20 protein-coding genes, 1 tRNA gene and 1 riboswitch are annotated in these 26231 nt (G+C 72.1%); of the genes, 13 read left to right on the top strand and 8 right to left on the bottom strand.

The features are described 5' to 3' along the window. The first annotated feature begins 152 nt into the window (after positions 1–152). Together ACWCSD_RS19510 and helR are read left to right on the top strand one after the other, a co-directional pair. Positions 153–1148, top strand: a complete 996-nt coding sequence (locus ACWCSD_RS19510; protein WP_387668365.1) for a sporulation protein — start codon at positions 153–155, stop codon at positions 1146–1148. A gap of 238 nt (positions 1149–1386) precedes the next feature. Beyond that, positions 1387–3564 carry an RNA polymerase recycling motor ATPase HelR gene (gene helR, locus ACWCSD_RS19505; protein ID WP_449916592.1) on the top strand — a complete coding sequence of 726 codons (2178 nt, stop codon included), beginning with the start codon at positions 1387–1389 and terminating at the stop codon, positions 3562–3564. A gap of 37 nt (positions 3565–3601) precedes the next feature. On the opposite strand, the gene ACWCSD_RS19500 is transcribed toward helR, so the two are convergent. Both ACWCSD_RS19500 and ACWCSD_RS19495 read right to left on the bottom strand, forming a co-directional pair. Then, positions 3602–4798, bottom strand: a complete 1197-nt coding sequence (locus tag ACWCSD_RS19500) for an NAD(P)/FAD-dependent oxidoreductase (RefSeq protein ID WP_449916590.1) — start codon at positions 4796–4798, stop codon at positions 3602–3604. Positions 4799–4901: 103 nt separating this feature from the next. Next, entirely contained in the window at positions 4902–5846 is a 945-nt protein-coding gene (locus ACWCSD_RS19495) for an RNA polymerase sigma-70 factor (RefSeq protein ID WP_397164735.1), read from the bottom strand. 88 nt (positions 5847–5934) lie between these two features. On the opposite strand from ACWCSD_RS19495, the gene ACWCSD_RS19490 reads away from it, so the two are divergent. The 3 genes from ACWCSD_RS19490 (at position 5935) to ACWCSD_RS19480 (ending at position 10336) form a co-directional block, all read left to right on the top strand. Beyond that, a complete protein-coding gene (locus tag ACWCSD_RS19490; protein ID WP_449916587.1) occupies positions 5935–6795 on the top strand; it encodes an alpha/beta fold hydrolase in 861 nt (286 codons plus the stop codon). A 143-nt stretch (positions 6796–6938) separates the two neighbouring features. After that, positions 6939–7499: a hypothetical protein gene (locus tag ACWCSD_RS19485; RefSeq protein WP_449916585.1), complete on the top strand. Its 561-nt coding sequence runs from the start codon at positions 6939–6941 to the stop codon at positions 7497–7499. Beyond that, a complete protein-coding gene (locus tag ACWCSD_RS19480) occupies positions 7499–10336 on the top strand; it encodes a M48 family metalloprotease (RefSeq protein WP_449916582.1) in 2838 nt (945 codons plus the stop codon). Before ACWCSD_RS19485 ends, ACWCSD_RS19480 begins: the two co-directional genes overlap by 1 nt. A gap of 18 nt (positions 10337–10354) precedes the next feature. On the opposite strand, the gene ACWCSD_RS19475 is transcribed toward ACWCSD_RS19480, so the two are convergent. Both ACWCSD_RS19475 and ACWCSD_RS19470 read right to left on the bottom strand, forming a co-directional pair. Further along, positions 10355–13501, bottom strand: a complete 3147-nt coding sequence (locus tag ACWCSD_RS19475; RefSeq protein WP_449916579.1) for a BTAD domain-containing putative transcriptional regulator — start codon at positions 13499–13501, stop codon at positions 10355–10357. Between the two features lie 255 nt (positions 13502–13756). Next, the gene (locus tag ACWCSD_RS19470) at positions 13757–15772 is read right to left on the bottom strand and encodes a CehA/McbA family metallohydrolase (protein ID WP_449916577.1); all 2016 of its coding nucleotides are present in this window, start codon (positions 15770–15772) and stop codon (positions 13757–13759) included. Positions 15773–16733: 961 nt separating this feature from the next. On the opposite strand from ACWCSD_RS19470, the gene ACWCSD_RS19465 reads away from it, so the two are divergent. Further along, positions 16734–16919: a hypothetical protein gene (locus ACWCSD_RS19465; protein ID WP_397164721.1), complete on the top strand. Its 186-nt coding sequence runs from the start codon at positions 16734–16736 to the stop codon at positions 16917–16919. Between the two features lie 784 nt (positions 16920–17703). Further along, positions 17704–18897 (top strand): IS481 family transposase, encoded by a 1194-nt coding sequence (locus ACWCSD_RS19460; RefSeq protein WP_449916575.1) that lies wholly within the window; start codon positions 17704–17706, stop codon positions 18895–18897. A gap of 37 nt (positions 18898–18934) precedes the next feature. Here the strand turns inward: ACWCSD_RS19460 and ACWCSD_RS19455 are convergent. Continuing rightward, positions 18935–19006: transfer RNA gene (locus tag ACWCSD_RS19455), tRNA-Arg, on the bottom strand. A gap of 114 nt (positions 19007–19120) precedes the next feature. Here ACWCSD_RS19455 and ACWCSD_RS19450 point away from each other — a divergent pair. The 4 genes from ACWCSD_RS19450 to ACWCSD_RS19435 all read left to right on the top strand — a co-directional run bounded on the left by ACWCSD_RS19450 (position 19121) and on the right by ACWCSD_RS19435 (position 21336). Further along, positions 19121–19507, top strand: a complete 387-nt coding sequence (locus ACWCSD_RS19450; RefSeq protein WP_352349704.1) for a response regulator transcription factor — start codon at positions 19121–19123, stop codon at positions 19505–19507. A 122-nt stretch (positions 19508–19629) separates the two neighbouring features. Then, the gene (locus ACWCSD_RS19445; RefSeq protein ID WP_352349706.1) at positions 19630–20292 is read left to right on the top strand and encodes an AIM24 family protein; all 663 of its coding nucleotides are present in this window, start codon (positions 19630–19632) and stop codon (positions 20290–20292) included. Between the two features lie 107 nt (positions 20293–20399). Continuing rightward, the gene (locus ACWCSD_RS19440) at positions 20400–20699 is read left to right on the top strand and encodes an ArsR/SmtB family transcription factor (protein ID WP_352349708.1); all 300 of its coding nucleotides are present in this window, start codon (positions 20400–20402) and stop codon (positions 20697–20699) included. Positions 20700–20895: 196 nt separating this feature from the next. Further along, complete coding sequence (locus ACWCSD_RS19435; RefSeq protein ID WP_397162353.1) at positions 20896–21336, top strand: YbaK/EbsC family protein; 441 nt, start codon at positions 20896–20898, stop codon at positions 21334–21336. Positions 21337–21444: 108 nt separating this feature from the next. Here ACWCSD_RS19435 and ACWCSD_RS19430 read toward each other — a convergent pair whose 3' ends face one another. Then, the gene (locus tag ACWCSD_RS19430) at positions 21445–22281 is read right to left on the bottom strand and encodes a universal stress protein (RefSeq protein ID WP_397162354.1); all 837 of its coding nucleotides are present in this window, start codon (positions 22279–22281) and stop codon (positions 21445–21447) included. Positions 22282–22283: 2 nt separating this feature from the next. Beyond that, positions 22284–22634, bottom strand: a complete 351-nt coding sequence (locus tag ACWCSD_RS19425) for a hypothetical protein (RefSeq protein ID WP_352349714.1) — start codon at positions 22632–22634, stop codon at positions 22284–22286. Between the two features lie 59 nt (positions 22635–22693). Here ACWCSD_RS19425 and ACWCSD_RS19420 point away from each other — a divergent pair, with 59 nt between their 5' ends. Continuing rightward, complete coding sequence (locus ACWCSD_RS19420) at positions 22694–24937, top strand: glycoside hydrolase family 95 protein (protein WP_449916568.1); 2244 nt, start codon at positions 22694–22696, stop codon at positions 24935–24937. Here the strand turns inward: ACWCSD_RS19420 and ACWCSD_RS19415 are convergent. Continuing rightward, positions 24897–25517 carry a class I SAM-dependent methyltransferase gene (locus ACWCSD_RS19415; protein WP_397162356.1) on the bottom strand — a complete coding sequence of 207 codons (621 nt, stop codon included), beginning with the start codon at positions 25515–25517 and terminating at the stop codon, positions 24897–24899. The two genes, ACWCSD_RS19420 and ACWCSD_RS19415, sit on opposite strands and share 41 nt — an antisense overlap. Before the next feature lie 35 nt (positions 25518–25552). After that, positions 25553–25665, top strand: a riboswitch (TPP riboswitch). Here ACWCSD_RS19415 and ACWCSD_RS19410 point away from each other — a divergent pair. After that, positions 25658–26231: phosphomethylpyrimidine synthase ThiC (locus ACWCSD_RS19410; protein ID WP_449916564.1), on the top strand; the 574-nt coding region annotated here is incomplete at its 3' end. It overlaps the preceding riboswitch by 8 nt.

The raw sequence follows: 26231 nt of genomic DNA, 5'->3' as shown, positions 1-26231 counted from the left end.
CCGGGGTGCGGCGAACGCGCCGCACCCCGGGATCCCGCCGTTCCCGCCCCTTTGTACGGCAGACGTTTTCGGCATGGCCGGAACCGGGGCCGGACGGAGATCGTTGTGCGGGTCGGCTGCACACATTCGATCTTCGACAGGGAGAACAAGCCGTGGTCTTCAAACGCATGCTGGGTGCCTTCGGCGTCGGCGCGCCCTCGGTGGACACCGTTCTGGCGACGCCGCGCGTCCAGCCGGGCGGCACGCTGTCCGGCGAGGTGCGGCTCAAGGGCGGCGACTTCGACGCCGAGATCGAGCACGTCACCCTCGGCCTGGTCGCCCGCGTGGAGTTCGAGCACGGCGACGGCGAGCACGCGGGGGCCGGGGAGTTCTCCCGCGTCCAGGTGTCGGGGCCGTTCGTGCTGCGCCAGGGCGAGGAGCGCACGATCCCGTTCCAGATCGGCGTGCCGTGGGAGGCGCCGATCAGCCAGATCGGCGGGCAGCCGCTGCACGGCATGGCGCTGGGCGTGCGCACCGAGCTCGCCATCGCCAAGGCGGTCGACAAGGGCGACCTCGACGAGGTCGCGGTCGAGCCGCTGCCCTCGCAGCTGCGCATCCTGGAGGCGCTGCTGCAGCTCGGCTTCGCGTTCAAGTCCGCCGACCTGGAGGCCGGCCGCCTGTACGGCGTGCGCCAGGAGCTGCCGTTCTACCAGGAGATCGAGTTCTACCCGGCCGGCCGGTACGCCGGCGTGCTCGGCGAGCTCGAAGTGACCTTCGTGGCCGACCCGGCGGGGCTGGAGGTGGTCCTGGAGGCCGACAAGCGCGCCGGCCGCTACTCCGGCGACGCGATCGGCCGCTTCACCGTCAGCCACGCCGACGCCCTGCAGACCGACTGGGCCGCCGAGCTCGACCGCTGGCTGTCCGGCCTGGCCGCGCACGCCCACGGCGGCTTCGGGCACGGCGACCACCACGGCCACGGCGACCACGGGTACGGTGACCACCACGGTCACCACGGCTACGGCCATCACGAGCAGCACCACGGCGGGCCGGGCTGGGGCGCGGTGGCCGCGGCCGGCGCCGCCGGCGTGGTCGGCGGCCTGGTGGCCGGGGAGATCGTCGAGGAGATCTTCGAAGGCGACGACGACGAGGGCGGCGACGGCGACTGGTGACCCTCGGCCGGTGACCCGCCCGTCACGGGCGGGTCACCCCGGTTCCGCTGTGCTGTGAAGCGAAGCAGGGCCTGTGTCGCGGAGCAAAGTGGCAGAAAAAGGAGCTTCTACTCCTTTCCACTCTTAACGTATAGCGCACCGGGGGGCTTGCGGCAAGACCCCCGTCGTGGCGCAGAATCGTCCGCCGAGGCCAGAAGCCTTGCCACGCGAAGACCGACCTCGTAGCGGAGCCACATACATGAATCCCCTGACCACCGGCGTGTTCGACCTGCCCGGCAACCTCGCCGCCAAGGCCGACCCGGCGCTGATCGCCGTCGACGAGCGACACTTCGCGGCCCTCGCCGAGAGCCTGGAGCAGTCGATCGCCGACCTGTCCGCCCGCCTCGACGCCGAACGCATGGCCCCCGGCGGCAAGGGCCGGCAGGCGCTCGACCGCGACCTGGAGATCCACCGCCTGTCCGCCCGCCTGCGGACGCTGCGCCGCTTCGGCCTCGACCTGTGCCTCGGCCACATGGTCACCGCCGACCACCCCGAACCGGTGTACATCGGACGGCTCGGCCTCACCGACACAGACGGCCGCCGCCTGCTGCTCGACTGGCGTTCGCCCGCGGCCGAGCCGTTCTTCGGCGCCACCCACGCCAACCCCATGGGCCTGGCCAGCCGCCGCCGCTACCGCTGGACCCGCGGCCGGATCAGCGACTACTGGGACGAGGTGTTCACCGCCGACGGCTTCGAAGGGCACGCCGCGCTCGACGACCAGTCCGCCTTCATCGCCAGCCTGGGCGGCAACCGTTCGTCCAGGATGCGCGACGTGCTCGGCACCATCCAGGCCGACCAGGACGCCATCATCCGGGCCGGCTCCCGCGGCGCCCTCGTCGTGGACGGCGGCCCCGGCACCGGCAAGACCGTCGTCGCCCTCCACCGCTCGGCCTACCTGCTCTACTCCGACCCCCGGCTCGGCCACAACAAGGGCGGCGTGCTGTTCGTCGGCCCGCACCAGCCCTACCTGGCCTACGTCGCCGACGTGCTGCCCAGCCTGGGGGAGGACGGCGTGCGCACCTGCACCCTGCGCGACCTCGTGCCCGAGGGGGCGGCGGCGGTCCCCGAGCGGGACCCGGAGGTGGCGCGGCTGAAGGCGTCCGCGGACATGGTGAAGGCGATCGAGCCGGCCGTCAGGTTCTACGAGAACCCGCCCGCCAAGGGCATGACGGTCACCACGCACTGGTCGGACGTCTGGCTGAGCGCCGAGGACTGGGCCGAGGCATTCCAGGCCGCCGACCCCGGCACCCCGCACAACGAGGCCCGCGACCAGATCTGGGAGGAACTGCTCACGATCCTCATCGACAAGCACGACCCGCATGACCAGCACGGCGACCAGGAGGTGTCGCCGGAGCTGCTGCGCAGGTCGCTGCGCGCGAACCGGGAGCTGCTGGCCGCCTTCAACCGCGCCTGGCCGCTGATCGAGCCCACCGACCTCGTCGGCGACCTGTGGACGGTCCCCGCCTACCTGCGGCTCTGCGCCCCCTGGCTCGCCCCGGACGAGATCCGGCGGCTCCAGCGCGCGGACGCCCAGTCCTGGACGGTCTCCGACCTGCCGCTCCTGGACGCGGCCCGCCAGCGCCTCGGCGACCCGGAGGCGTCCCGCCGGCAGCGCAGGCAGGAGGCCGCCCTGGCCGTCCAGCGCGAGCGCATGGCCCAGGTCGTGGACAACCTGATCGAGGCCGACGACGACGGCGAGGGCCTGGTGACCCAGCTTCGCCGGGCGGACCTCCAGCGCAACCTGGTGGACGAGTCGGAGCTGCCCACCGTGGAGCCGGACCTGCTCGCCGGGCCGTTCGCGCACGTCGTCGTGGACGAGGCCCAGGAGCTGACCGACGCCGAATGGCAGATGTTGCTGCTGCGCTGCCCGTCCAGGAGCTTCACCATCGTCGGGGACCGCGCCCAGGCCAGGCACGGGTTCACCGAGTCGTGGGCGGAACGGCTGGGCCGGGTCGGCATCGACCGCGTCGAGCTGGCCGGCCTGAGCGTCAACTACCGGACCCCGGCGGAGATCATGGCCGAGGCGGAGCCGGTCATCAGGGCCGCCCTGCCGGACGCCAACGTGCCGGTCTCCATCAGGGAGAGCGGCGTCCCGGTCACCCGCGGGCCGGTCGCCGAGCTGGACGCGATCCTCGACGCCTGGCTCGCCGCGAACCCCGAGGGGATCGCCTGCGTGATCGGGGACCCGGCCTTCCGTGAGCGGCCCCGGGTCCGGTCGCTGACGCCGGAGCTGTCGAAGGGGCTGGAGTTCGACCTGGTCGTCCTCGTCGATCCGGACCGGTTCGGCGAGGGCGTCGAGGGGGTCGAGGGCGCGGTCGACCGTTACGTGGCGATGACCCGGGCGACCCGGCAGCTCGTGGTCCTCACGACCCCCTGACGGGGGCGCGCCGCCGGGTGCGCCACGCCGGCCGTCGTCATGCACGCGCCCTGGCGGCGGCGGGGCCGGCCGGGGCGTTCGGGCGGGTGACGCGGCGCCGCCGGACCGGCTTGCCCATCATCGGGTTGGCGACGCCCCAGGCGGCGCTCTTGCAGATCAGCTCCTTGTAGACGGCGGCGACCCGCCCGGTCAGCACCCTGGGCAGAGCGCGGTCGTCGGCGGTGACGAACTGGATCAGGCCGTTGCCCCGGCCCAGCGAGACGCACTGGTTGAAGTAGCGCGGCGTGGTGTTCGGCAGTTTCCCGCCGGTCAGCCGGGCCGCGATCGAGTCGGCGGCCTGACAGGCGGTCGGGATGCCCGACGCGCACGACATGCGCAGCGGCTTGCCGCCGGGGCCCATCGCCATGGCGGCGTCGCCGACGGCGTACACGTTCGGGTGCGAGACCGAGCGCATGGTCCCGTCGACCACGATCTGGCCGGTGCCGCTGACCTCCAGGGTGGTCGCCCGCGCGATCGGGTGCACGGCGAAGCCGGCCGTCCAGACGGTCACGTCGGCCGGGATGGGCTCGCCGTCGGTGGTGACCCGGTCGGCCTCGACGCCGGTGACGGCCGTGTGCTCGTGCACGCTCACCCCGAGCCCGGCGAGGACCTTCCGCACGTGCGCGCGGCCCTTCGGCGAGAGCCAGTCGCCGAGACCGCCGCGGGCGGCGAGGGCGACGTCGAGGTCGGGACGGGCCTCGGCGATCTCGGCCGCGGCCTCCAGCCCGGTGAGCCCGCCGCCGACGACGACCACGCGCTGACCGGCGTCGAGCCGGGCCAGGCGTTCACGCAGCCGCAGCGCCCCCGGACGGCCGGCGACGTCGTAGGCGTGCTCGGCGGTCCCGGGCACGCCCTCGGCGTTCCAGCCGCTGCCGAGCGCGTAGACCAGCGTGTCGTAGGCCAGCTCCTCGGCGCCGCCCGCGCCGGTGACGGTGACGGTCCCGCGGTCGGCGTCGAGGCCGGTGACCGTCCCGAGCCGCAGCTCGACGCCGGTGCCGGCGAACATCTCGCGGAACGGCCGGGGCCTGAGGTCCTGCCCGGTCGCCACCTGGTGCAGGCGGACGCGTTCCACGAAGTCGGGCTCGGCGTTGACGAGGGTGATGGCGACGTCCTCGCGGCTCAGCCGCCTGGCCAGGCGGCCGGCGACGACGGCTCCGGTGTAGCCGGCTCCGAGGACGATGATGCGGTGCTGCATTTCCTCGCTCCTGTCTGACGCGGGTTCGCCACCTGAACCGGACGGCCCGTGTTTTCCTGACAGGATCACGGTGTGAAGCGCGTCACACCGTGTCTCAGAAGGCTCAGAAGGCTCTGAACACCGGCTCCCCGTGGTCGCTGGCCGCCCAGCGCGCGGTCGCGCGGTCCAGCTTGTCGGGGTTGACCTGGTTGCGGAACGCGGCGATGCCCTCGGCGGTGACCTCCAGGCACATGACGCCGACGACCCGGCCGTCCAGGACCGCCACGACGGCCGGCTCCCCGTTGGCCGTCCAGGGGTAGATCTCGGGCGAGCCGCCGATGATGGCCCGCTTGGCCTTGCCGGGCTTGACCAGGCCCCACAGGAACTTCGCGACCGCGACGGCGCCCTCGAACGCCTTGGCGCGGGCCGGGACCTTCCCGCCGCCGTCGCCGACCGCGATGGCGTCCTGGGTGAGCAGGCGGACGAGCGGCTCGGTCTGCCCGCTGGTGGCGGCGGCCAGGAACTCCTCGACGATCCGCCGGGCGGCGGCCTCGTCGACCTCGGTGCGGGCCCGGCCGTCGGCGACGTGCCTCTTGGCGCGGTGGAAGATCTGCTGGCTGGCCGATTCGGTGATGTCGAGGATCTCGGCGATCTCCCGGTGGGAGTGGTCGAAGGCGGCCCGCAGCACGTAGACCGCCCGCTCGTTCGGGGACAGGCGCTCCATCAGCGTGAGGACGGCGTACGAGACCGACTCGCGCTGCTCGGCGGTCTCGGCCGGGCCGAGCATCGGGTCGCCGGCGAGCAGCGGCTCGGGCAGCCACTCCCCGACGTACGTCTCGCGACGGGCCCGCGCGGAGCCGAGCTGGTTGAGGCACAGGTTGGTGAGCACCTTCGTCAGCCACGCCTCGGGCACCTCGACGCGGTCCACGTCGGCGGACTGCCAGCGCAGGAACGTCTCCTGCACGGCGTCCTCGGCCTCCGCGGCGGAGCCGAGCAGGCGGTAGGCGATGGCCTCCAGGCGGGGTCTGGCGGCCACGAACCGGTCGACGTCGTCCGCGGTCAAAGGCATGGCCCGATCCTAGAACGTCCCCTTATGCGGCGGAACTCCGGTTCTTGGGCAGGTGTTGATCCATGACGGTCCCGGGTAGAGGCGGCCGATGTTCGACGACTTCGCGACCGACGTGATCGACGTCGGCGAGACCGAGCTGTTCGTCCGGTACGGCGGCTCCGGCACGCCCCTCCTGCTGCTCCACGGCCACCCCCGCACCCACGCGACCTGGCACCGCGTCGCACCCCTCCTGGCCCCCCACCACACGGTGGTCTGCCCCGATCTGCGCGGGTACGGCCGCTCGGGCAAGCCGCCCACCACCCCCGACCACGCCCCCTACTCCACGCGGGCCATGGCCCGCGACATGGTCGCCCTCATGCGCTCGCTGGGCCACGAACGGTTCGCCGTCGCCGGCCACGACCGCGGCGCCTACGTCGCCCACCGCCTGGCCGCCGACCACCCGGCCGCCGTCACCCGCCTGGTCGTGATGGACGGCATCCCCATCGGCGAGGCGCTGGCCAGGGCCGACGCCCGCTTCGCGGCGTCCTGGTGGCACTGGTTCTTCCTCGGCCAGACCGCCAAACCCGCCGAACGCGTCATCAACGCCGACCCTGACGCCTGGTACCAGGGCAGCCCCGAGCAGATGGGCCAGGAGGCGTACGAGGACTACCGCCGGGCCATCCACGACCCGGACACCGTCCACGCGATGTGCGAGGACTACCGCGCCGGCCTGACCGTGGACCGCGCGGCCGACGACGCCGACCGCGCCGCCTCCCGCCGCCTCACCTGCCCCACCCTGTTCCTCTGGACGTCCAAGGACGACATGGAGGACCTGTACGGCGACCCGCTGGCGATCTGGCGCACCTGGGCCGACGACGTGACCGGCCACCCCATCGACAGCGGCCACCACGTGGCCGAAGAGGCCCCGGACGAACTCGCCGCCTCCCTGCTGGCCTTCCTGCGCGAATGACGCCCTGACGGGGGCGGCCGTGCCGGACACGTGATTCATGCCGTTTTCCGCGTTCACCTCCATCGCCGGGCCCCTTCCGTGAGGATGGAGATCCTGCACAGCGTGGCGGGTGCGTCACAGAACGCGATGCGGAGAGGGGCGTCATGAGTTCCGGAGCAGCTTCGCCCAGCGGCGGCGGTCCTGCGAGCAGGGCGGCGACGACCAGGGTCCGCGACGTCGTGCGCGATGTGGTGGCGGCGACCGCGCCGGAGGAGCTCCTGCTCGTGGACGGGCTGGCCGGGCTCGGCGACGACGTCGTGATCCGGCGGCTGGGCCGGCGGGGCGCCAGGCGTGAGCCGTTGGGGTTCGGCCTGGGCGAGATCGCGGCCCTGGTGACGCCGGTGGTGTGGCTCATGGTCGACGAGGCCGCACGGCGGGTGGGGACCGCCGCCGTGGACGGCGCGGCGGCGCGCACGAAGGCCGCGTTGCGCAAGGTCTTCCGGAGGCCGGCGGCGGCCGTCCTCGTCCCTGACCTGACCCGGGACGAGCTCGCCGAGGTCCACCGCAGGGTGCTGGAGACCGCTGTGGAGCACGGGCTCGGCGACAGCCGCGCCCGGCTCATCGCCGACGCCGTGGTGGGCCGGCTCGCACTGGCCGCACCGGAACCCGACGCGCGTGAACCGGACGGCCCGGCCGACGGCGTCCCCCTGACGAAGAACCAGTGATGACGGCCACGGCCTCCGCCCCGCGGATCGACGAGCGGGCGATGGGCGCGGGCACGACCGTGCGCTTCGTGCTGCTGCTCACTCTGCTGCTGGTGAGCAGCGGTTCGATGATGCAGGTCGTGGCCCGCGGATACCACGGCGGCTACGGATACGGCTGCCTGCTCGCCGCCGGCGGCGATCCCACCCAGGGCACCGACCGGGGCATCTCCGCGCGGATCATCGCCAACCACGACGCCTACTGGGCCTGCGTCGACCGCTACGAGCCCGCGGCGCCCTGGTGGCTGCCCCTCCTGGGGCTCGTCCTGGTGGCGGCGGCGGCCGTGGCGCTGTTCCTGGCCCTGCCGTACTGGAAGGTCCGGCGGGGCCGCCTCGTACCGCTGGACGTGATCGACCACGACGGCGAGATCGGCCGCAGGATGGCGGAGCTCGCCGCCGTGGCCGGCCTGGCCCGCGTGCCCAGGATCGTCGTGGACCTGACGGCGGCCACGACCGACGCCGTGGTGTTCGGCAGCGACCGTCGCCCCATCGTGTGCCTGCACGGTGGCCTGGTCGCCCGCAGGACCGCCGATCCCGACGGCTTTCGCGCGCGGGCGATGCACGAGTTCGCCCACATCCGCAACCGCGACCTCACCATCACCTACGCCACCGTCGTCGTGTGGCGGGTGTTCGTCGTCCTCGTGCTCCTCCCGTACGTCGTCTGGTACCTCACCGCGATCCCCACCTCCGCGCGGTCGCCGTTCTGGCCCGGCGAGACGGCGTTCACCACGCGGGGCCTGCTGCTTCCGATCTGCATGATCCTCCTGGTCTATCTCGCCCGCTCGGACGTCCTGCGCAGCCGGGAGATCCACGCCGACCTGGCCGCGACGCGCTGGGGCGCCGACCTGCGCTCTCTGGCGTTCACGATGCCCGCCCCGGTCACGGGCCGGCTGCGGCGCGCTCTCGGCTCCTTCGTCGAGCTGTGGCGCATGCACCCGCGCTGGACGCTGCGCCGGGACGCCGTCACCGACCCGGCGGCGCTGTTCGGCGTGCAGGCGCTGCCCATGTTCCTGACCGGGGGCGCCGCTCCGCTCATCGACGTCCAGGTGGCGGAGTACCTGCCTCCCGTCGCGAGCGGCACCTGGCTGGGCCGGCTGCCGGCCCTGCTGGTGGCGGGTCTGGTCACCGGCGTGGCCGGGATCGCGCTGTGGCGTGCCGTGGTCCATGCGGTGCTGACCGGGCGTCGGGCGCCGTCCGGTGTGCGCGCGGGGCTGTGGCTGGGAGCCGGCGCGGTGGCCGGCGAACTGGTGCTGAACCGGGTGACGGTCCTGCGGTGGTTCCCGGACCACCCGGTGGTGCTGGCGCTGGTGCTGTTCGCCGGGGTGGCCTTCGCCTGGTGGACCGCGCAGTGCGCCGAACTGTGGGTCAGGGCCTGGCCGGGGCGTACGATCCGGCCGGCCATGCTGCTGGGGCTCGCGGCCGCGTGGCTGGTGCTGTTCTCCTGGTTCGTGTGGTGGCAGAGCGAAGGCGCGCTGCTGGCGAGCACCGGAACGGTCGACCCCGCCGGGATGCAGGTGATCCTGCGGGAGCTGTACGGCGCCTCACCGGAGGAGCATCCGGCCATGCAGTCCGCGATCGGCGCGGTGTGGCCGTTCCTGACCAGCCTCGACACGCCGCTCGTCCTCTCCGCGGTCATGGCCCTGTGGGTGGTGCCACTGCTCACCTGGACGTTCCGCCCGACCACCGCTCCGCCCTCGTGGACGCTCGGCTCCTTGACCGAGCCCGGCCGGTGGGAGGCCCTGGGCAAGGGGGTGCCGCTGCAGCGGCGGGTGCTGCCGGCCGTGTTGCTGGGGATACCGGCGAGTTGGGCCGCCGTCGCCGTCGTGATGGGCTACATGCACACCTGGCAGCCCCCGCCCGCGGATCGAGCAGGCTTCTACGCCCTGGTCTACCAGGCGTGGACGCTCGTGGCCCTGGTGGCGGCGGCCGCGGCGGCAGCCGCCGTCGCGAGCGTGCCGGCGAGCCGTCACCGGCTGCTCGTCGCGCTGATCGCCGCCGAGGTCGTGGCGTTGGGCGGCCTGGCCGGCCGCTTCGTGTTCGCCGCCGCGGACGGCTGCTTCCAGCCGCTCAACACCTTGGCGGTTCGCTGCCACTGGCTGCCGGATCCGGCGTGGACGCTCGTGCAGAGCATCATGGGCTACGTTCTCGTGCTCGCCGCGGTCGCCGCCGTCATGGCGGCCGGCATCGTGTCGGCGGCCCGGAGGCTGCGGCCCACGACCCGAAGCGCGACCCGCGACCTCCCTCCCGGCCCGCGGCCGACCGGCCGGCTCGCCGCGCGGCGAGCCGCCACGGCCGTGCTCTGCGCGGCGGCGGTGGCGGCGCCCCTCGTGGCGGCCGCACAGCAGGAATCGCCCGGACCCGCCACCCTCTCCCAGGTCCAGCGGGTGGTGGGCCTCGAAGGTGCGGTGGTGTCCGCCGAGATCAGGCAGCTGCAGGTGAAGGCCTGGTGGGCACACGGCGGGTGGGATCTGCGCGAACGGTACAGGACCGATGTCGTACGTCTCTCCAAAAGCCTGAACGACGCCGCGCGGGCCGGGCGCGGCTCCGTCGAGCCGGCGATCTTCGGCCCCCTGTGCACCCACATGGGGGAGATCGCCCGGGACGCGGGCCGCTACTTCGACGCCCCCGACCAGGAGACCCGGGCCTTCTGGCGGACGTTCGTCACCCAGGCCGGCAACGGCGGCCGAAACTGCCGGAAAAGCCTGACGGACGAGAACGGCGACCTCTTCATCACGTCCATGAACGAGCTCATCGAGGCCGGGAAGGCGCTCGAAGCGGTCACCGCCAGGATGCCGAGGTGACCGCCGCGCCTTGCCCGGTCAACTCCGCCCGGGACGCGGAAGGCCACCCGGGGGAGCGGACCCGGCCGGATCGGCGCAGTGGGTCATGAGCCGGTCGATCGCCTCCTGCCGCGGCAGGTCCGCGCCACGCCGGTACGCCTCCCGGTAACCCGCGTCGCCGAGCCGCCCGGCCAGGACGGGCACCAGCCGCCGCAGATCGGGGTCGCCCTCGTCGAAGACGCCCCGGATCACGTGGCTCATGCCGAGCGCCGTCGCGGCCCCCGCCGGGTCGCCCTCCAGCCCGAGCAGCCTGGCCAGCAGCTCCGCGGCGCGGGCCAGGGCATTGGCGTTGGTGTGCCCGAGCACGCCGCGCATCGCGCGGGGCAGCAGTTCGCGCGCCCGTTCCGCCGCCCCCTCGGTCACCAGGACGGCCATCCGGGAGGACACGATCACGTCGCCGTTCAGCTCGGGCGGGCCGGGCAGCCGGTGGACGACCGTCTCCAGCTCGTCCACGACCTCATGGGCCCGGCCCAGGTCGCCGGCGTGGCGGTGCACCTCGGCGAGCGGGAACAGCATGCTGGCCGCCAGCCGCCGGTGGCCGTGTTCGCGGCCCACGCGTCGCGCGGCGTGGATGTCGTGCAGCGCGCCGTCCAGGTCGCCGCCGCGCATGCGGTTCTGGGCGAGATGCGACTTGGTGATGAACAGGTGTTCCTCGGTGCCCAGCTCGGCGGCGATCGCGACGGCGCGCTCGCAGGCCGCGACCGCGTGTTCGTGCTCGCCGCGCAGGCCGTGGACGCGGCTGCGCCGTACCAGGCTCATCACCAGGCCCCAGCGGTCACCGACCTGCTCGAACAGGCGCAGCGCCTCGTCCCTGTGGCGGGCGCCGGTCTCCTGGTCGCCCTGTTCCGTGAGCAGGAAGTCGTAGGCCCAGCGGGCGCTGGCGCGCACCCACGGGTCGGGGGAGTCCAGGGCCTCCAGGTCTCCGGCGTCCTGGGTGGTGAGCCTGGACAGGCGGAGCAACGGCAGCGCGTTGTGGAACTTCGTCACCCCGGGACGGCTGAGGTTCTCCCGGACCTCCGGCCCGCCCCGCCGGCCCGCCGTCGCCCGTACCACCTCGAAGGCGGCACGGACGTCGTCGGGCAACTCGTCGCCGAACGCCAGCACCTCGCTCAGGAACGCGTCGGACTCGGTGGACATCCCGCGCATGCCCCAGTACCAGATCATGGACCTGACGAACCGGGCGGCCGTGGCCGCGTCGCCCGCTCCGATGGCGGCCCGCAGCGCGGCGACCAGGTTGTCGTGCTCGGCGTCGAAGACCTCGACGGCGCGCAACTGGTCCCGGGTGCGCAGCAGCGGCTCGTTCTCCTCGGCCAGCGCCAGGAAGTACCCGCGGAAACGGTCGCCGACCGGCGGCTCGGTGAGCTGGGCCGCCGCGTAGGCGCGGACGGTCTCCAGCATCCGGTACCTGTCGCCGACCTGCTGGATCATGGACTTCTCGACCAGCGCGCCCGCGACGTACACCATGTCCTCGGCGGGCAGGGACGCGTCGGAGCAGACCGCCTCCAGCGCGGCCAGGTCGGCTCCGCCGGGGAAGGCGGCCAGGCGCGCGGCCAGCGCCCGCTCGGGCTCCTCCAGCAGGTCCCAGCTCCACTCCACCAGCGCGAGCAGCGTGCGCTGGCGCGGCAGCGCGGTCCTGCTGCCCGAGGTGAGCAGGCGGAACCGATCGTCCAGGCGCTGGGCGATCTGCGTCACGGTCATCGCCCGCAGCTTGGCCGCGGCCAGTTCGAGCGCCAGCGGCATGCCGTCCAACCGGCGGCAGATCTCCACCGTGGGCCCCAGCGTGGCCCGGTCGAGCGCGAACCCCTGGCGCACCCTGCCCGCCCGCTCGACGAACAGCCGCACGGCGTCCGACTCGGCGGCCTCGGCCAGGTCTGCGTCCGGCACGGGCAGGCCGAGCGGGCCGAGGTGGCACAGGGCCTCGCCGTCGATCGCCAGAGCCTCCCTGCCGGTGGCCAGGACGCGCAGCTGCGGAAGCCGGCCGAGCAGCTGCTCGGCGAGCTCGGCGGCCGCCTCCACCAGGTGCTCGCAGTTGTCCAGCACCAGCACGGCGGGGCCGACGTCGAGCTGGGCGGCCAACCGGGCGGGCGCGGGAGCCTGCGGCTTGAACCCGCCCTCGAACAGGCCGCCGCAGGCGCTGAGCACCGCGTCGGCGATCTGGTCCGGACGGGTCACCCCGGCGAGCGAGACGAACCACGCCCGGTCCCCGACCTGCTCGGCGGCCTCCAGCGCCAGCCTGGTCTTGCCCGCGCCGCCCGGCCCGACGATCGTCACCAGCCGCGCTTCGGCAAGCAGCAGGGCCAGCTCGCCGAGCTCACGCTCCCGGCCGACGAAGGTGGTCAGCCTGGCCGGGAGCCGGTTGGACGCGGCCTGCGGCCGTACGGCGGGTCGGCTCAGCTCCCCGCGCAGGAGGGCGAGGTGGACCGCGCGGAGCTCGGGCGACGGGTCGATGCCCAGCTCGTCGCCGAGCCTGCCGCGGACCTCGTCGTACACGGCCAGCGCCTCCGACTGGCGGCCGGCGGCCGACAGAGCCCGGATCCGCAGTTCGGCCAGGCGCTCGCTCAGCGGGCGCGCGACGGCCGCGACCCGCAGGTCGGCCAGCACCTCGGAGTGGCGGCCGAGCCGCACCTCCGCGTCGAAGAAGTCCTCGGCGACGGTGGCGCGCAACTCCTCCAGCCGCGCCGCCACGTTACGGGCGAACGCCGCCTCCAGCACGTCCGCCAGCGCGTCGCCGCGCCACTGCTCCAGGGCGGCGCGGAGCAGGGAGGAGGCCTCCCGCGGCCGGCCGGCCGCGAGCTCCCGCCTGGCCTGCCCGGCGAGCTGCTCGAACCGGTGGGTGTCCACGTCCTCGGGACGCAGCGGCAGCCGGTAGCCGCCGGCCACCAGCTCCACGGACTCCGGCCCGCCCAGCGTCCTGCGCAACCGGGAGACCAGCCCGTGCAGCGCGTTGACGGCCCCGGCCGGCGGCTCCTCGCCCCAGACGCAGTCGATCAGCGCGTCCGCCGACACCGGCCGGCCGGCCTCCAGCGCGAGCCGCGCCAGCAGCACCCGCAGACGTACGCCGGGAATGTCGATGGGGGAGGCGTCGTCGGACGCGGCCGCGACCGGCCCGAGGAGGGAGATCTGCACCCAGACACCTTCCCACCCACCCCTCCACACACCACCACCGCACCCCGCCACCCCGGTCGCCCCTGCCTGCTTTGCGCACCGCTGCGGGACCCGCCAGTCCGTCGCCCCCGCCACCCCCCCGGGTACCACCGCCGGGCCCCGCCACCCCGTTGTCCCGCCCCTCCGCACACCATCGCCGGGCCCCGCCACCCCGTTGTCCCCTCCCCCCGCTGCGCGACCGGCCCTGGGGGCCGGTCGCGTTCATGCGGGCCGGGGTCAGGGCAGGCGGGTGCGGTAGATCTGCCTGGCCTGCTCGTACAGGGCCAGGTGGTCGTCCACCTGGGCGGGGGTGTCGAAGCGGCCGGACTCGCGCAGGATCGATGCCAGCCGGTCCAGCCAGGCCAGGCACCAGCGCACGTCCGCCTCCCTGGCTACATGGCCGCCCGCGACGTCGAGGTACACGGGGCTGGTGTGGGCGTAGGCGCCGCGCCGGTGCTGGGAGCGCGGGTGTGGCCCGCCGGTCGCCACCGCCACCACGTACGTCGGTTCGTCCGCCCTCATCGTGGCCACCAGCCGCCCGGGAGGCCCCTGCGCGAGCACGCCCGCAGCGGTACGGATCTCCAGTTCCTCGACCTCCGGCCCGATCGTGGAGACAACGATCTCCACCTCCTGGCCCGGCGGCAGCTCCAGCGTGTCGCCGGGGCCGTGCCCGTTCACCGTGAGCTCCAGCCACGGCCCGGTGGTGGCGAACGTACGACCGTGCAGGATCGCCGCGGCGTAGGACTCGGCGGTGAGGGGGCCGGCGACGTTGGCGTACACACGCTCCCAGCCGGGCGGGGCGGAGGCGGTGCCGCGGCGGCAGAACGACAGCACGGCGTCGGTCCCCGCCGTCACCGCCAGCCTGTTGCCCGCGCCGATGAGACGGCGGTACACGGCCGCCGTGGCCAGGACGGAGGAGTGGTTGAGCACATCGAGCGAGTCGATCAGACCCAGTGCGGCGTCGGCCACGATCTCCCTGGCCGCGCAGGACCGTCCGCGATCGAGTACGACGTCCGGCGGGTCGTCGTCGCCGAACGCGGTGTGGAACGGGTGACCGTAGGAGACGATCCCGCCGAGCGCCCTCAGCTCCTCGCACGCCGCCGCGTTGGGCGGCCAGTCCGCCGTGCCGCCGAAGCCCGTGTGGTAGCGGCTCGGCAGCCCGCGCAGCCCGAACGCCGTGCAGTGGCCGAGCACGTCGTTGCGGAACTCGACGCCGATCCTGGCCAGATGCCGGTCGTCGGACCACGGCAGGTCCTTGCCCACCCACTGCTCCAGCGCCTCCGCGTCGTAGACGCGCTCGCTCGCCACGTTGCCGGCCACCAGGTTGAGCACGTGGAGGTCCTCGCCGTGCTGCGCGGCGGCGGCCAGCTCGGGCGCGGCGGGCTCCTCGCCCATCCAGTTGAGGTGGACGTGCAGGTCGCCGCCGTACCAGCCGCTGGCGGCCGCGTCGTACAGCCGTTCGGGCGTCAGCTCCACCAGCGTCTCCGCGCCGGCCTGCGGAGTAACGGTCACTTCGGCGGTGCCGTACTCCATCCCCCTCGCCACGGTCACGGTGACGGGCTCGGCGGGGACGCGGACCACGAGGTCGTCGCCGTGGAAGAACGGCCGGCGGTGCGCGTCCAGCTTGGGCGGCGCGCCTTCTGGGTACCAGCCCTGGCCGCTCGCGCTCGTCACGCTCCACCGGCACGGGAACCCCGCGCGCAACCGCACGCCGGCCGCCGCCACCCGCCTGCTCAGCGGCGTCAGGTCGACCGGCTGCCCCTCGACGACGACGGACTCGGCGACCTCGACCACCTTGGCCCCGCGCGCCTCCACCGTGCAAGGGGTGCCGTCCACGAGCACGGTGACCGGTTCGTCCCTGCTGGAGTCGAGCAGCAACGCCGTACGAAACGGCTCGCCCTCCAGCACGATTCGCGTGACGGCCGCCACCGCGTGACCGCCGGGCGTCAGGCGCAGCACGGGCAGGTTGTCCACGACGTCGCCGGCGAGCGCGTCACGTACCACCCGGTCGGGATCCACCTCGCCGAGGTGATCCTCCAGCTCGGCGGCAGGCAGGTCGGGGTGGCGCTCGGCCAGTTGGCGCAGTCCGGTGGTGTAGAAGTTGTAACGGCGGTCGAGGAAGACGGTCGCCCATGCCTGGACGACATAGGACAGAGACGGTTCGCCCCAACAGGGACCGTGCCCGTCACGGAGCGCACGGTAATCGGCCAGGGCAGCGGATACGGGACCAGGAAGTAACACATCGTCACACATTGGACACTCCTCGGAGGGGACCCATGGTCATACTGACACGGCCCTCCCGCTGTGTCCCGCTTCGCGGCAAAGGGAGAAAGTCATCCCCAAACCGACCGCCGCGCCGAATCCAGCATGTTCACGCGTCTGATCCCTGATCCACATGCTTGCCGTCGGTGACATCGGGTGGCGGGCAGCCTCGGCAAGACCTCGACTTGCGCTCCCAGCTCCGGAACGCATGCGGGGACGCAACCGCCTCACCGAAGGCGACGGCGCCGCCTGGACCTACAACCCACGCGGCACCTTGGCCACCCAGGCCAAGCCCGCACTCAGCTCACCTTCGACGCCTTCGACCAGTCCACCGCCAACGCCGGCAGCCTGTACGCCTACAAACGGGGAGCCCAGCCACCTTCTGCCATCAGGGCGAGTAAACCGATCCGGACACCGGCAGGGTCAACATGCACGCCCGCTGGTACCAGCCCGGCACTGGCACCATCACCACCCACGCCACCGCCCAGAACGGCCCTCGATTTTTGCGCGGGGTTCACGCCAAGTCCGGACTGGCAATCGGTTACGCCGATCCATGAGATTGATGAGTACAGCATGTCGGACACGATGGACGGACCTGGCGAGATATAGGAATCTCTCCGCTCCGCAGATCTCAAAGCAGTATGGGCCTGCATATCTGCTTGCCCGGCATTCTCTACGCCGAAGTCGGCGGGGACCCGCCGCGTTCTGTGCTTATATGTGGGCTGTGGCGTGCATGGCGCTCGGGTCGAAATGCGAGGAGGAGACTTGGAGTCATTCGGCGGCCTGTCCGACCCGGTCGTTCGGCGGACGCAAGAAGAGCAGCGCCGCTTGGCGGCGGCACACGAGAAATCCCGGGTAGCGCGTAACGCCATGGGCGTACTGACGGTGTCGCTTGGGTCGCTTGCATCTCTGGCCAGCCCTGGTGCCTACCAACCATAATTGGGATCCGGTCATGCCGGACTACAGCGATCCCGACCTGGTGATGATAGCGACGACCGCATCTGGCTTCGCCATCCTCCTGTTCGTGCTGAGCCTGATATTTCTCTGGCGCAGCAAAACGGCGGTTGCCTTCTCGCTCCTCTTTCTCATCGGCGATATTTATCGATTCGTTGCCGTGGTCCCTCATTACACAGGTTGATGTTCGCCACGGGCGAGGGTGTCGAACTGGTCAGCCATCTCAAGACGGAGCGGGAACAGCCCGGTGGGAAACAGGTCGCCTGTAAAGATCCCATTGCAGGCGCAGTGGGCCGGGCGATGGCTGGTGCCCATGATCTTTGCCTACTGGTCTGTGCCCCGGTCGCCTTCGAGGGCTGGACGTCGTCTGCGAGCGACCGGGCGGCCCGGCTAAGCGCCATCGAGATCGACCAGCGAGATGGCCGTGCCCTCATTGCCAGTCACTGACCGGGGGCATCCCTGATACGGCGTACTGGACACTTGCCCTCCAGTGCGCCAGGCGACAGCACCAGTGTGGGCGTGATCCCCTCGCTCGTCATACCGCACGGCACGGCCAGGAGCGAAGTCGATACTCACGTTCGTTGACGTGACGGCGCCCGGGACGGTTAGGCCGTCGCCGCCCAGACGCCGCACTCTGTATGCCTGGCGCTGATGTCTTCGTGGACGCTGCTGTCGCGTCGTTGGTCAACCAGGGGGCGTTGCGAATGGTGGGTGGAGCAGACCGCACACGGATCATCGTCCACAACCAGCGAGCTACAACGAGAACGGGCGGGACTCCATGAGACTGGAGGCCCGCCCGTTCCTGTGATGTTTGCGCTGGTCAGCGGCTGGAGCCGCCGGTCAAGATTGTGTGCCCCCTGTAGTGTGCTGGTTCAGGACATAGGAAACCCGTGTCGCAGGACATAGGAAACTTCAACAGAGTGTGTCTCGGGACATAGGCAACCACCGCGATCAACAGCGTGGGCGGTGTGTCCAAGGCCAGAGTTGTCATCACCGCCGTTGTCGTCGAGGGCCGCTCCCAAGCAGAGGTCGCCCGCGCCTACGGGGTGTCCAAGGGCTGGGTGTCCAAGCTCGTCGCGCGCTACCGTGCCCAGGGCGAGGCAGCGTTCGAGCCCCGGTCGCGACGTCCGCACACCTCGCCGAACACGATCGACGCCGACACCGTCGAGCTGATCGTCCGGCTCCGCAAGGACCTCGCCGAGCAGGGACTGGACGCCGGCCCGGACACGATCGCCTGGCATCTGCGACAGCACCATCAGCGGACGGTGTCACGGGCCACGATCAGCCGCTTCCTCACTCGCCACGGCCTGGTCGTGCCCGAGCCGAAGAAACGGCCCCGCTCGTCCTACATCCGCTTCCAAGCAGCGCTGCCGAACGAGACCTGGCAGGCCGACTTCACCCACTACCGCCTCGCCGACGGCACTGACACCGAGATCCTGTCCTGGCTGGACGACCACTCCCGCTACGCCCTGTCGGTGACCGCGCACGTCCGCGTCACCGGCCCGATCGTGCGCGACACGTTCCGCGCTGCCGTCGCCGCCCACGGCGTGCCCGCCTCCACACTGACCGACAACGGCATGGTTTTCACCACCCGGCTGGCCGGCGGCCGCGGCGGCCGCAACGCCTTCGAAAACGACCTGCGCCGCCTGCACGTCCGCCAGAAGAACAGCGCCCCCAACCACCCCACCACCTGCGGCAAGGTCGAACGCTTCCAGCAAACCATGAAGAACTGGCTACACGCCCAACCCTGCCAACCAGCCACCCTCGCCGGCCTGCAAGCGCTACTCGACCGCTTCACCGACGCCTACAACCACCACCGCCCGCACCGGTCCCTGCCGCACCGCGCCACCCCGGCCACGACCTACGCCGCCTCACCCAAGGCCCTGCCCGACGGCAGCCGCGACGCCGACACCCACACACGCGTACGCCACGACCGCATCGACCCCTCCGGCGTGGTCACCCTGCGCGTCAACGGCCGACTGCACCACATCGGCATCGGACGAACCCACGCCCGAACCCACGTCATCCTCCTGATCGACGACCTGCACATCCGCGTCGTCAACGCCGTCACCGGAGAACTCCTACGCGAGCTGATCCTCGACCCCACCCGCGACTACCAGCCCCAGGCAAACCCGAACAAGACGAAACCCCCGAACCCGTAGGTTCGAGGGTTTCCGATGTCCCGAGACATCACATGTGTGCCCCCTGTAGGATTCGAACCTACGCACCCGGCTCCGGAGGCCGGTGCTCTATCCCCTGAGCTAAGGGGGCGACGAGTGATAAGGCTATCAGCATCTGGGGACCACTCGGCACCAGATAACGCTCCTTGAACGCATCCCGCGAAAACCCCACGTGACCGGCCCGCTACGGGCTAGCTTTGCGCCCGTGAGCGACGTTCTTGGCAAAGTACTGGTCGTGGATGACGACGAGGTCATCCGGCAGCTCATCGCGGTCAACCTGAACCTTGAGGGGTTCGAGGTGTCGACCGCCACCGATGGGCAGGACTGTCTGGATCGCGTGATGGACGTCATGCCGGATGTGATCACGCTGGACGTGATGATGCCCTGCCTCGACGGGTGGGCGACGGCGGAGAAGTTGCGTACGGAGGAGGCGACCAGTCACATCAAGGTCGTCCTGATCACCGCGCGGGCGCAGGACGACGACCGGAGGCGGGGGCTGGGGATCGGGGTCGACGCGTACCTGACCAAGCCGTTCGATCCGGCCGAGCTCATTCAGGTGGTGCGGGAACTCGCGTCCGGGGCGCCGAGTTGATGGGGTTGTAGAACGGCGCCGGAGTGGTGTGCCGGAGGTGGTGGGAGCGGCGGAGATGACGCCGCTCGGGCCGGCTCCGGATGCACGTCGGCGGCGACGACCATCGACGTGAGAGGCGCGACGTGCGTAGTTCGATCTTCGGCAACCTGGCCGGCCAGCCGCTTCCCGGCGGGTTCGCGCTGGAGAACCACAAGATGCTGCGGGTCCAGTTGCCGCACGAGGTGCTTGCCAAGCAGGGGTCCATGGTCGCCTTCCAGGGGCAGATGGACTTCGACTACGAGGGCGGCGGGCTCGGCAGGCTGCTGAAGAAGGCCGTGACGGGGGAGGGGGCCTCCCTGATGCGGGTACGCGGCCAGGGGCAGCTCTATCTGGCCGACAACGCCGACGACATCCACCTCTTCTACCTGGAGAACGAGGGGCTGACGGTCAACGGGCGGAACCTGCTGGCGTTCGGGCCGGAGCTCAGGTGGGACATCCAGCGGGTGCAGGGGGCCGGGGTCGCGGCCGGTGGGCTGTTCAACACCACGGTGACGGGCACGGGGTGGGTGGCGGTGACCACGCACGGCACGCCGGTGTTGCTGGACGTGGCGCGGATGCCGACGTTCGTGGACGGGCAGGCGGCGGTGTGCTGGAGCACGGGGCTGCAGGTCGGGGTCAACCGCACGATGAAGGTCGGGGCGTTGATCGGGCGCGGCAGCGGCGAGGCCATGCAGCTGGCGTTCCGGGGGCAGGGGTTCGTCCTGGTGCAGGCCAGCGAAGGTGCGCCGGTGGTGCAGGCGTCCTGAGGGCGTGCGGCCGGTGGTGCAGGTGTCCTGAGGTCGTACGGGCGGGGGCCATGCGGTTCAGGGGGCCGGGCGTGGACAGGTAATTAGCTTATTGCCATACTGGCTCGGTGGATGTGGATCTGGTCAAGGCGCTGGCCAGTGACAAACGGCTGCTCATCCTTGAGTGGCTGCGCGACCCCGAGCGGCACTTCGGCCCGCAGCGCGACGGCGATCTCGTACGCGACGGCGTCTGTTCGTTGTTCATCGCCGAGAAGCTGGGCGTGAGCCGGCCCACGTGCGGCGAGCATCTCAAGGTGCTGGCCCAGGCGGGGCTGATCCGGGGCACGAAGATCAAGCAGTGGGTGTTCTACCAGCGCGACGAGGGTCGGATCGCCAAGGCCAAGGAGATGTTGAGCAGTGACTGGTGACGCCTACGAAGGTCCCGACGGCTCTGAAGGCGCTGATGCCGGAGAAGGCCCCGGAGCCCACGGAGGTCCCGATGGCGGAGAAGGTCCCGAGGTCGGAGAAGGCCCTGAGGCCGGAGAAGGTCCCGAGGCCGACCGGCGGCCGGACGCCTATGCGCGGCTGATCGCCGATCTCGATGCCGGCGGGGCGCGGTACCGGGTGATCGACCATCCGGCGGAGGGGCGTACCGAGCAGGTGAGCGCCCTGCGCGGGCACGGCGTCGAGCAGGCGGCCAAGTGCCTGATCGTGATGGTCAAGATCGGCAAGAAGCGCACCCGGCACGTGCTGGCCGTCGTGCCGGGCGACGCGCGGCTGGATCTGCAGGCGGTCAAGGGGCTGCTGGAGGGCACGTACGTCGCCTTCGCCGACAAGGACCGGGCGGAGGAACTGGCGGGCAGCGTCAGCGGGACGGTGTTGCCGTTCAGCCATGACCCCCGCCTTGAGCTGGTCGTCGATCCTTCGCTGCTGGAACTGCCGGAGATCTACTTCAACGCCGCGCGCCTCGACCGCTCACTGGCGCTCGCCACCGACGACTACGTACGGCTGGCCGCGCCGCGCGTGGCCGCCATCGTGGCGGCGGCGGTGCCGGCCGCCGGTTAGCCACCGGCGGGCGTCCGTGGCAGGGCGGCTGGAGGCCGGCGGGCGTCCGGGGCAGGGCGGCCGGGGGCAGGAGGGGACGGTGAAGGCGGTGGCCTGCGGGAACGTCCCCTAGGCGGAGGTGGCTTTCACGATCGCGAGCGGGCCGGGCGCGTGGTGCAGCATGGCCTGGCTGACCGAGCCGATGAGCATGCCCTTCAGCGTGCCGTGCCCCCGGCTGCCGACGACCAGCAGGTCGGCCCCGGCCGCCACCTCGCGCAGCACCTCGACGGGATGGCCGTGCACGACGTCCTCGATCACCTCCACGCCGGGATGGCATTGGCGGGGTATGGCGAGGAAGGTCCGCAGGGCCTCGCGGGTCTCGCGTTCGACCTCCGGATCGGCGGGCCCGAAGCCCGAGGGACGCGGCCAGGCGAACGCCTCCACCGCGCGCAGCCTGGCGCCGCGCAGCTCGGCCTCGGCGAAGGCGAACTTCAGCGCGCGGAGGCTGCCCTCGGAACGGTCGACGCCGACCACCAGCTCACCGCGCGGAACGGCGGGCGGATCGCGGACCAGGACGACGTCCGTCTGGGCGTGCGCGGCCACCCCGTGGGCGACCGAGCCGAGCAGCAGCCCGCGTACGCCGCCCAGGCCACGACTGCCGACGACGAGCAGGTCGGCCTGCTCGGCGGTCTTGATCAGCGCGGCGCGGGGATCGCCGGGCACGAGTTCCGTGGTCACCTCGGCGCCCAGTTCACGGGCCCGCCGTTCGGCGGCCGCGAGCACCTCCTTGGCGCCGTCGCGCATCCACTTGCCGACCTCCGCGTACCGGCCGGAGATCGGGCGGCAGACCCAGTCGGGCACCACGTGGGCCACGGTCAGCGACACCCCGCGCAGCACTGCCTCCTTGGCGGCCCAGTCGACGGACAGCAGTCCGGTCGGCGAGCCGTCGACACCTGCGACGATCATGGTCAGGCCACGTAACATTCCACTTCGGCGCGGCGATAGGCCAAGCCCTGTCTGGTGGACTCGTCGATGCACGCGCGCTCGGTCTTGCTGAGGAGCAGTTCGCCGCAGACCGTCACGCCGGAGTACGTCCGGCAGTCGAGTGAACGGTTGCGCCGGCCGATTCGGTAGTTGTCCTTGACCGCCTGCCTGCACTTCTGGCGCAGGGCCGGTGTGTCGGCGTAGCGGCACTGGGCGGTCAGCGTCCGGTATTGCTGCTTGCTCACTTCCTGCTGCTCGATGCCGTCCCCAGAGGCGGCAGCCGGTCCGATCGTGGCGAGAGCCACGATCGCGGCCACAGCGGCGATCTTCATCATAGTTCCCCTGAGGGAGTCCGTACCGCCAGGGGCGATCGCCAAACCTTAGGCTGATCGCCATGCTGACGCTCCGGTACGACGAGCCCGCCCCCCGTTGGGAAGGACACGTCCTTCCGATCGGCAACGGAGCGCTCGGCGCCTGCGTGTTCGGGACGCTTGAGACCGAGCGCGTCCAGCTCAACGAGAAGTCGTTGTGGACCGGCGGTCCGGGCAGCGCGGAGCCCGGTGGATCAGGCAACTGGCCGGCGGACCGTCCCGGCGCTCTGGAGGCGGTGCGACGGGTCATCGACGAGCGGGGTTCGATGGCGCCGGAGGAGGTGGCCGCGATCCTGGGGAACCCGTCCTACCGCACGGTGGGGCACATTCCCGGCTTCGGGGCGTACCAGAACTTCGGCGAGCTGCTGCTCGACGTGACCGGCGGTTTCTCCGGCGGCTACCGGCGCACGCTCGACCTGGAGACGGCGGTGGCCGCCGTGACGTACGAGGACGCCGACGGCGTGGTGCTCACCAGGGAATATTTCGCCTCGTACCCGGCGCACGTCATCGTCGGCAGGCTGACGGCGGGACGTCCGGGACGGGTGGGGTTCACGTTGCGCTTCGGCACCGCGCATGACGGCGGGGAGGAAGTGACCGCCGAGTCCGGACGGCTGCGCGTCCGTGGCGTGCTCGCCGACAACGGCCTGGTGTACGAGGGCCAGGTCCAGGTGCTGACCGAGGGCGGCACCCGTACGGACGAGGGCGACCGCGTCGTGGTGACGGGCGCCGACAGCGCGGTGTTCGTCTTCTCGGCGGCCACCGACTACGCGCCCGTCCACCCCGGCTACCGCGGCCCGGACCCGGCGGCGCGGGTCACGGCGGCGGTGGACGCGGCGGCGCGCCGGCCGTACGCCGAGCTGCGGGCCGAGCACGAGGCCGACCACCGGGCGCTGTTCGGCCGGGTCCGCCTCGACCTCGGCCAGCGCACGCCCGACCTGCCGACCGACCGCCTGCTGGCCGCCTACGAAGGCGCCGGCACCCCGTCCGACAAAGCCCTGGAGACGCTGTACTTCCAGTACGGCCGGTACCTGCTGATCGCCTCCTCCCGCCCCGGCTCGCTGCCGGCCAACCTCCAGGGGGTGTGGAACGCGTCCAACTCGCCGCCGTGGGAGTCCGACTACCACACCAACATCAACCTGCAGATGAACTACTGGCCGGCCGAGTCGGCGAACCTGGCCGAGACGGCGGTGCCGTACCAGGAGTTCGTGGCGGGGCTGCGCGCGCCCGGACGCGAGACCGCGCGAACGATGTTCGGCTCCGCGGGGTGGGTGGTGCACTCCAACACCAACCCGTTCGGGTTCACGGGGGTGCACGACTGGCCCACGTCGTTCTGGATGCCGGACGCCGCCGGCTGGCTGGTGCGCCAGCTCTACGAGCGTTACCTGTTCGACGGCGACGAGCGCTACCTGCGCGGGCACGCCTATCCGGCGATGCGCGAGGCCGCCGAGTTCTGGCTGGCCAACCTGTGTCCCGACGCGCGCGACGGCAGCCTCGTCGTCTCGCCCGCGTACTCGCCCGAGCACGGCGACTTCACCGCGGGCGCGGCCATGCCGCAGCAGATCGTCCGGGAACTGTTCGCCTGCACGGCCGCGGCCGCGCGCACGCTCGGCGTGGACGCCGAGTTCGCCGGACGGCTGCGCGCGGCGGCCGACCGGCTCGATCCCGGGCTGCGGGTCGGCTCCTGGGGGCAGCTCCAGGAGTGGAAGGCCGACCTCGACGACCCGTCCGACCGGCACCGGCACGTCTCCCAGCTCTACGCCCTGCACCCCGGGACGCAGCTCACCGCCCCCGAGCACCTGGCCGCGGCGCGCACGACCCTCGAAGCGCGCGGCGACGGCGGCACGGGCTGGAGCATGGCCTGGAAGGTCAACTTCTGGGCCCGGCTCAAGGACGGCGACCGCGCCCTGACCATGCTGAGCGGGCAACTGCGCGCCAGCACGCTGCCCAACCTGTGGGACACGCATCCGCCGTTCCAGATCGACGGGAACCTCGGCGCGACCGCCGGGGTGGCCGAGATGCTGCTCCAGAGCCACGCCGGCGTCATCGAGCTGCTGCCCGCGCTGCCGGCCGCCTGGCGCGCGGGCTCGTTCGACGGGCTGCGCGCCCGCGGCGGCTTCACCGTCGGGGTGACCTGGGCGGACGGCGTGCCGGTCGAGGTCAGGCTGTCGTCGGCGCGCGGCGGGACCGCCCGGCTGCGCGGCCCCGGGTTCGCGCTCGACCTGGAGACTAGGGCTGGGGAGAGCTGCGCGCTGTCGCCAGCACGCTGAACCACGTGCGGTGGGTGACGTTCGTCTCGTGCCAGGCGACCGCGAACCCGGCCGCGTCCAGCACCGCGAGCAGGTCGCCCGCGTCGCGGTGGACGAACCAGCGCTCGTACTCCGTCCGGTACGGCACCGGCTCCCAGCCCTCGCCGTCGCCCAGGGCGGTGGTCAGCGCGAGCACCCCGCCGGGGCGCAGCGCCGCGTGCCAGGCGCGCAGCGTCGCCTCGGTCTGCTCGGACGGCACGTGCACGAGGGCCGCGGCCGACCAGACGCCGTCCAGGGACGCCGGCGACAGCGGCGGGCGTCGCAGATCGCCCAGGACGGTGGGCACGCCGTGCCCGGCGGCGAGCCTGGCCATCTCGATCGACAGGTCCACGCCCACGGTGGTCAGGCCGCGTCCGGCGAACCAGGCCGACTCGCGCCCCGGGCCGCATCCCAGGTCGGCGACCGTGGCTCCGGCGGGCAGGGCTGAGGCGAACCGGTCGCGGAAGGCCGCGAACGAGGGGGGCGGTTCGGTGAACTGCTCGTCGAACTGGCGCGCGATGCGGTCGTAGGTGGCGGTCGTGTGCGCAATGGGATCGGACATCCCCTTGATCCTGCCACGCGCGGAGTTATGATCGCGATGACCAACGCGGGAGCCCGGTGCGGACCGGGCTGAGAGGACGGCTGTCAGCCGCCGACCGCCAGAACCTGCTCCGGATAATGCCGGCGAAGGGAGTTTGCGCGATGAGCGACGCGCGCTTTTCCAAGATCTACATCGGTGACCTTCAGGTGCCGATGCGCGAGGTCAGGCTGTCGAACGGCACGTCGGTGCGGCTCTACGACACCTCGGGGCCGTCGCGTACCGACCGCTCGGCGTGGGGGTCGCCGGTCACCCAGCTCGGCGCGGCGCGGCGCGGCGTGGTGACCAAGGAGATGGAGTTCGTGGCCGTCCGGGAGGGGATGACGCCCGAGTTCGTCCGGCAGGAGGTCGCGGCCGGGCGGGCGGTCATCCCCGCCAACGTCAACCATCCGGAGTCCGAGCCGATGGCGATCGGCCGGAACTTCCTGGTCAAGATCAACGCCAACATCGGCAACTCCGCCGTCACCTCCTCGATCGAGGAGGAGGTCGAGAAGATGACCTGGGCCACCCGGTGGGGCGCCGACACCGTCATGGACCTGTCCACCGGGCCGAACATCCACGAGACCCGCGAGCAGATCATCCGCAGCTCGCCCGTCCCGGTCGGGACCGTGCCCATCTACCAGGCGCTGGAGAAGGTGGGCGGGCGGCCCGAGGCGCTGTCGTGGGAGGTCTACCGCG

The sequence above is a fragment of the Nonomuraea sp. NPDC001684 genome, from assembly GCF_053596515.1.
Note: the sequence above shows the minus strand (reverse complement) of the source record. Positions and strands in the feature narration are given on the sequence as shown.

What these genes read in the sequence shown, in the direction of transcription:
- ACWCSD_RS19430 (WP_397162354.1), bottom strand. Translation starts at nt 22,281, where the DNA reads ATGATCGTCGCAGGTGTCGACGGCTCGCCGACCGGACTGCTGTCCGTC.
- ACWCSD_RS19485 (WP_449916585.1), top strand. Translation starts at nt 6,939, where the DNA reads ATGAGTTCCGGAGCAGCTTCGCCCAGCGGCGGCGGTCCTGCGAGCAGG.
- helR (WP_449916592.1), top strand. Translation starts at nt 1,387, where the DNA reads ATGAATCCCCTGACCACCGGCGTGTTCGACCTGCCCGGCAACCTCGCC.
- ACWCSD_RS19470 (WP_449916577.1), bottom strand. Translation starts at nt 15,772, where the DNA reads ATGTGTGACGATGTGTTACTTCCTGGTCCCGTATCCGCTGCCCTGGCC.
- ACWCSD_RS19415 (WP_397162356.1), bottom strand. Translation starts at nt 25,517, where the DNA reads ATGTCCGATCCCATTGCGCACACGACCGCCACCTACGACCGCATCGCG.
- ACWCSD_RS19500 (WP_449916590.1), bottom strand. Translation starts at nt 4,798, where the DNA reads ATGCAGCACCGCATCATCGTCCTCGGAGCCGGCTACACCGGAGCCGTC.
- ACWCSD_RS19420 (WP_449916568.1), top strand. Translation starts at nt 22,694, where the DNA reads ATGCTGACGCTCCGGTACGACGAGCCCGCCCCCCGTTGGGAAGGACAC.
- ACWCSD_RS19425 (WP_352349714.1), bottom strand. Translation starts at nt 22,634, where the DNA reads ATGATGAAGATCGCCGCTGTGGCCGCGATCGTGGCTCTCGCCACGATC.
- ACWCSD_RS19490 (WP_449916587.1), top strand. Translation starts at nt 5,935, where the DNA reads ATGTTCGACGACTTCGCGACCGACGTGATCGACGTCGGCGAGACCGAG.
- ACWCSD_RS19465 (WP_397164721.1), top strand. Translation starts at nt 16,734, where the DNA reads ATGCCGGACTACAGCGATCCCGACCTGGTGATGATAGCGACGACCGCA.
- ACWCSD_RS19480 (WP_449916582.1), top strand. Translation starts at nt 7,499, where the DNA reads ATGACGGCCACGGCCTCCGCCCCGCGGATCGACGAGCGGGCGATGGGC.
- ACWCSD_RS19495 (WP_397164735.1), bottom strand. Translation starts at nt 5,846, where the DNA reads ATGCCTTTGACCGCGGACGACGTCGACCGGTTCGTGGCCGCCAGACCC.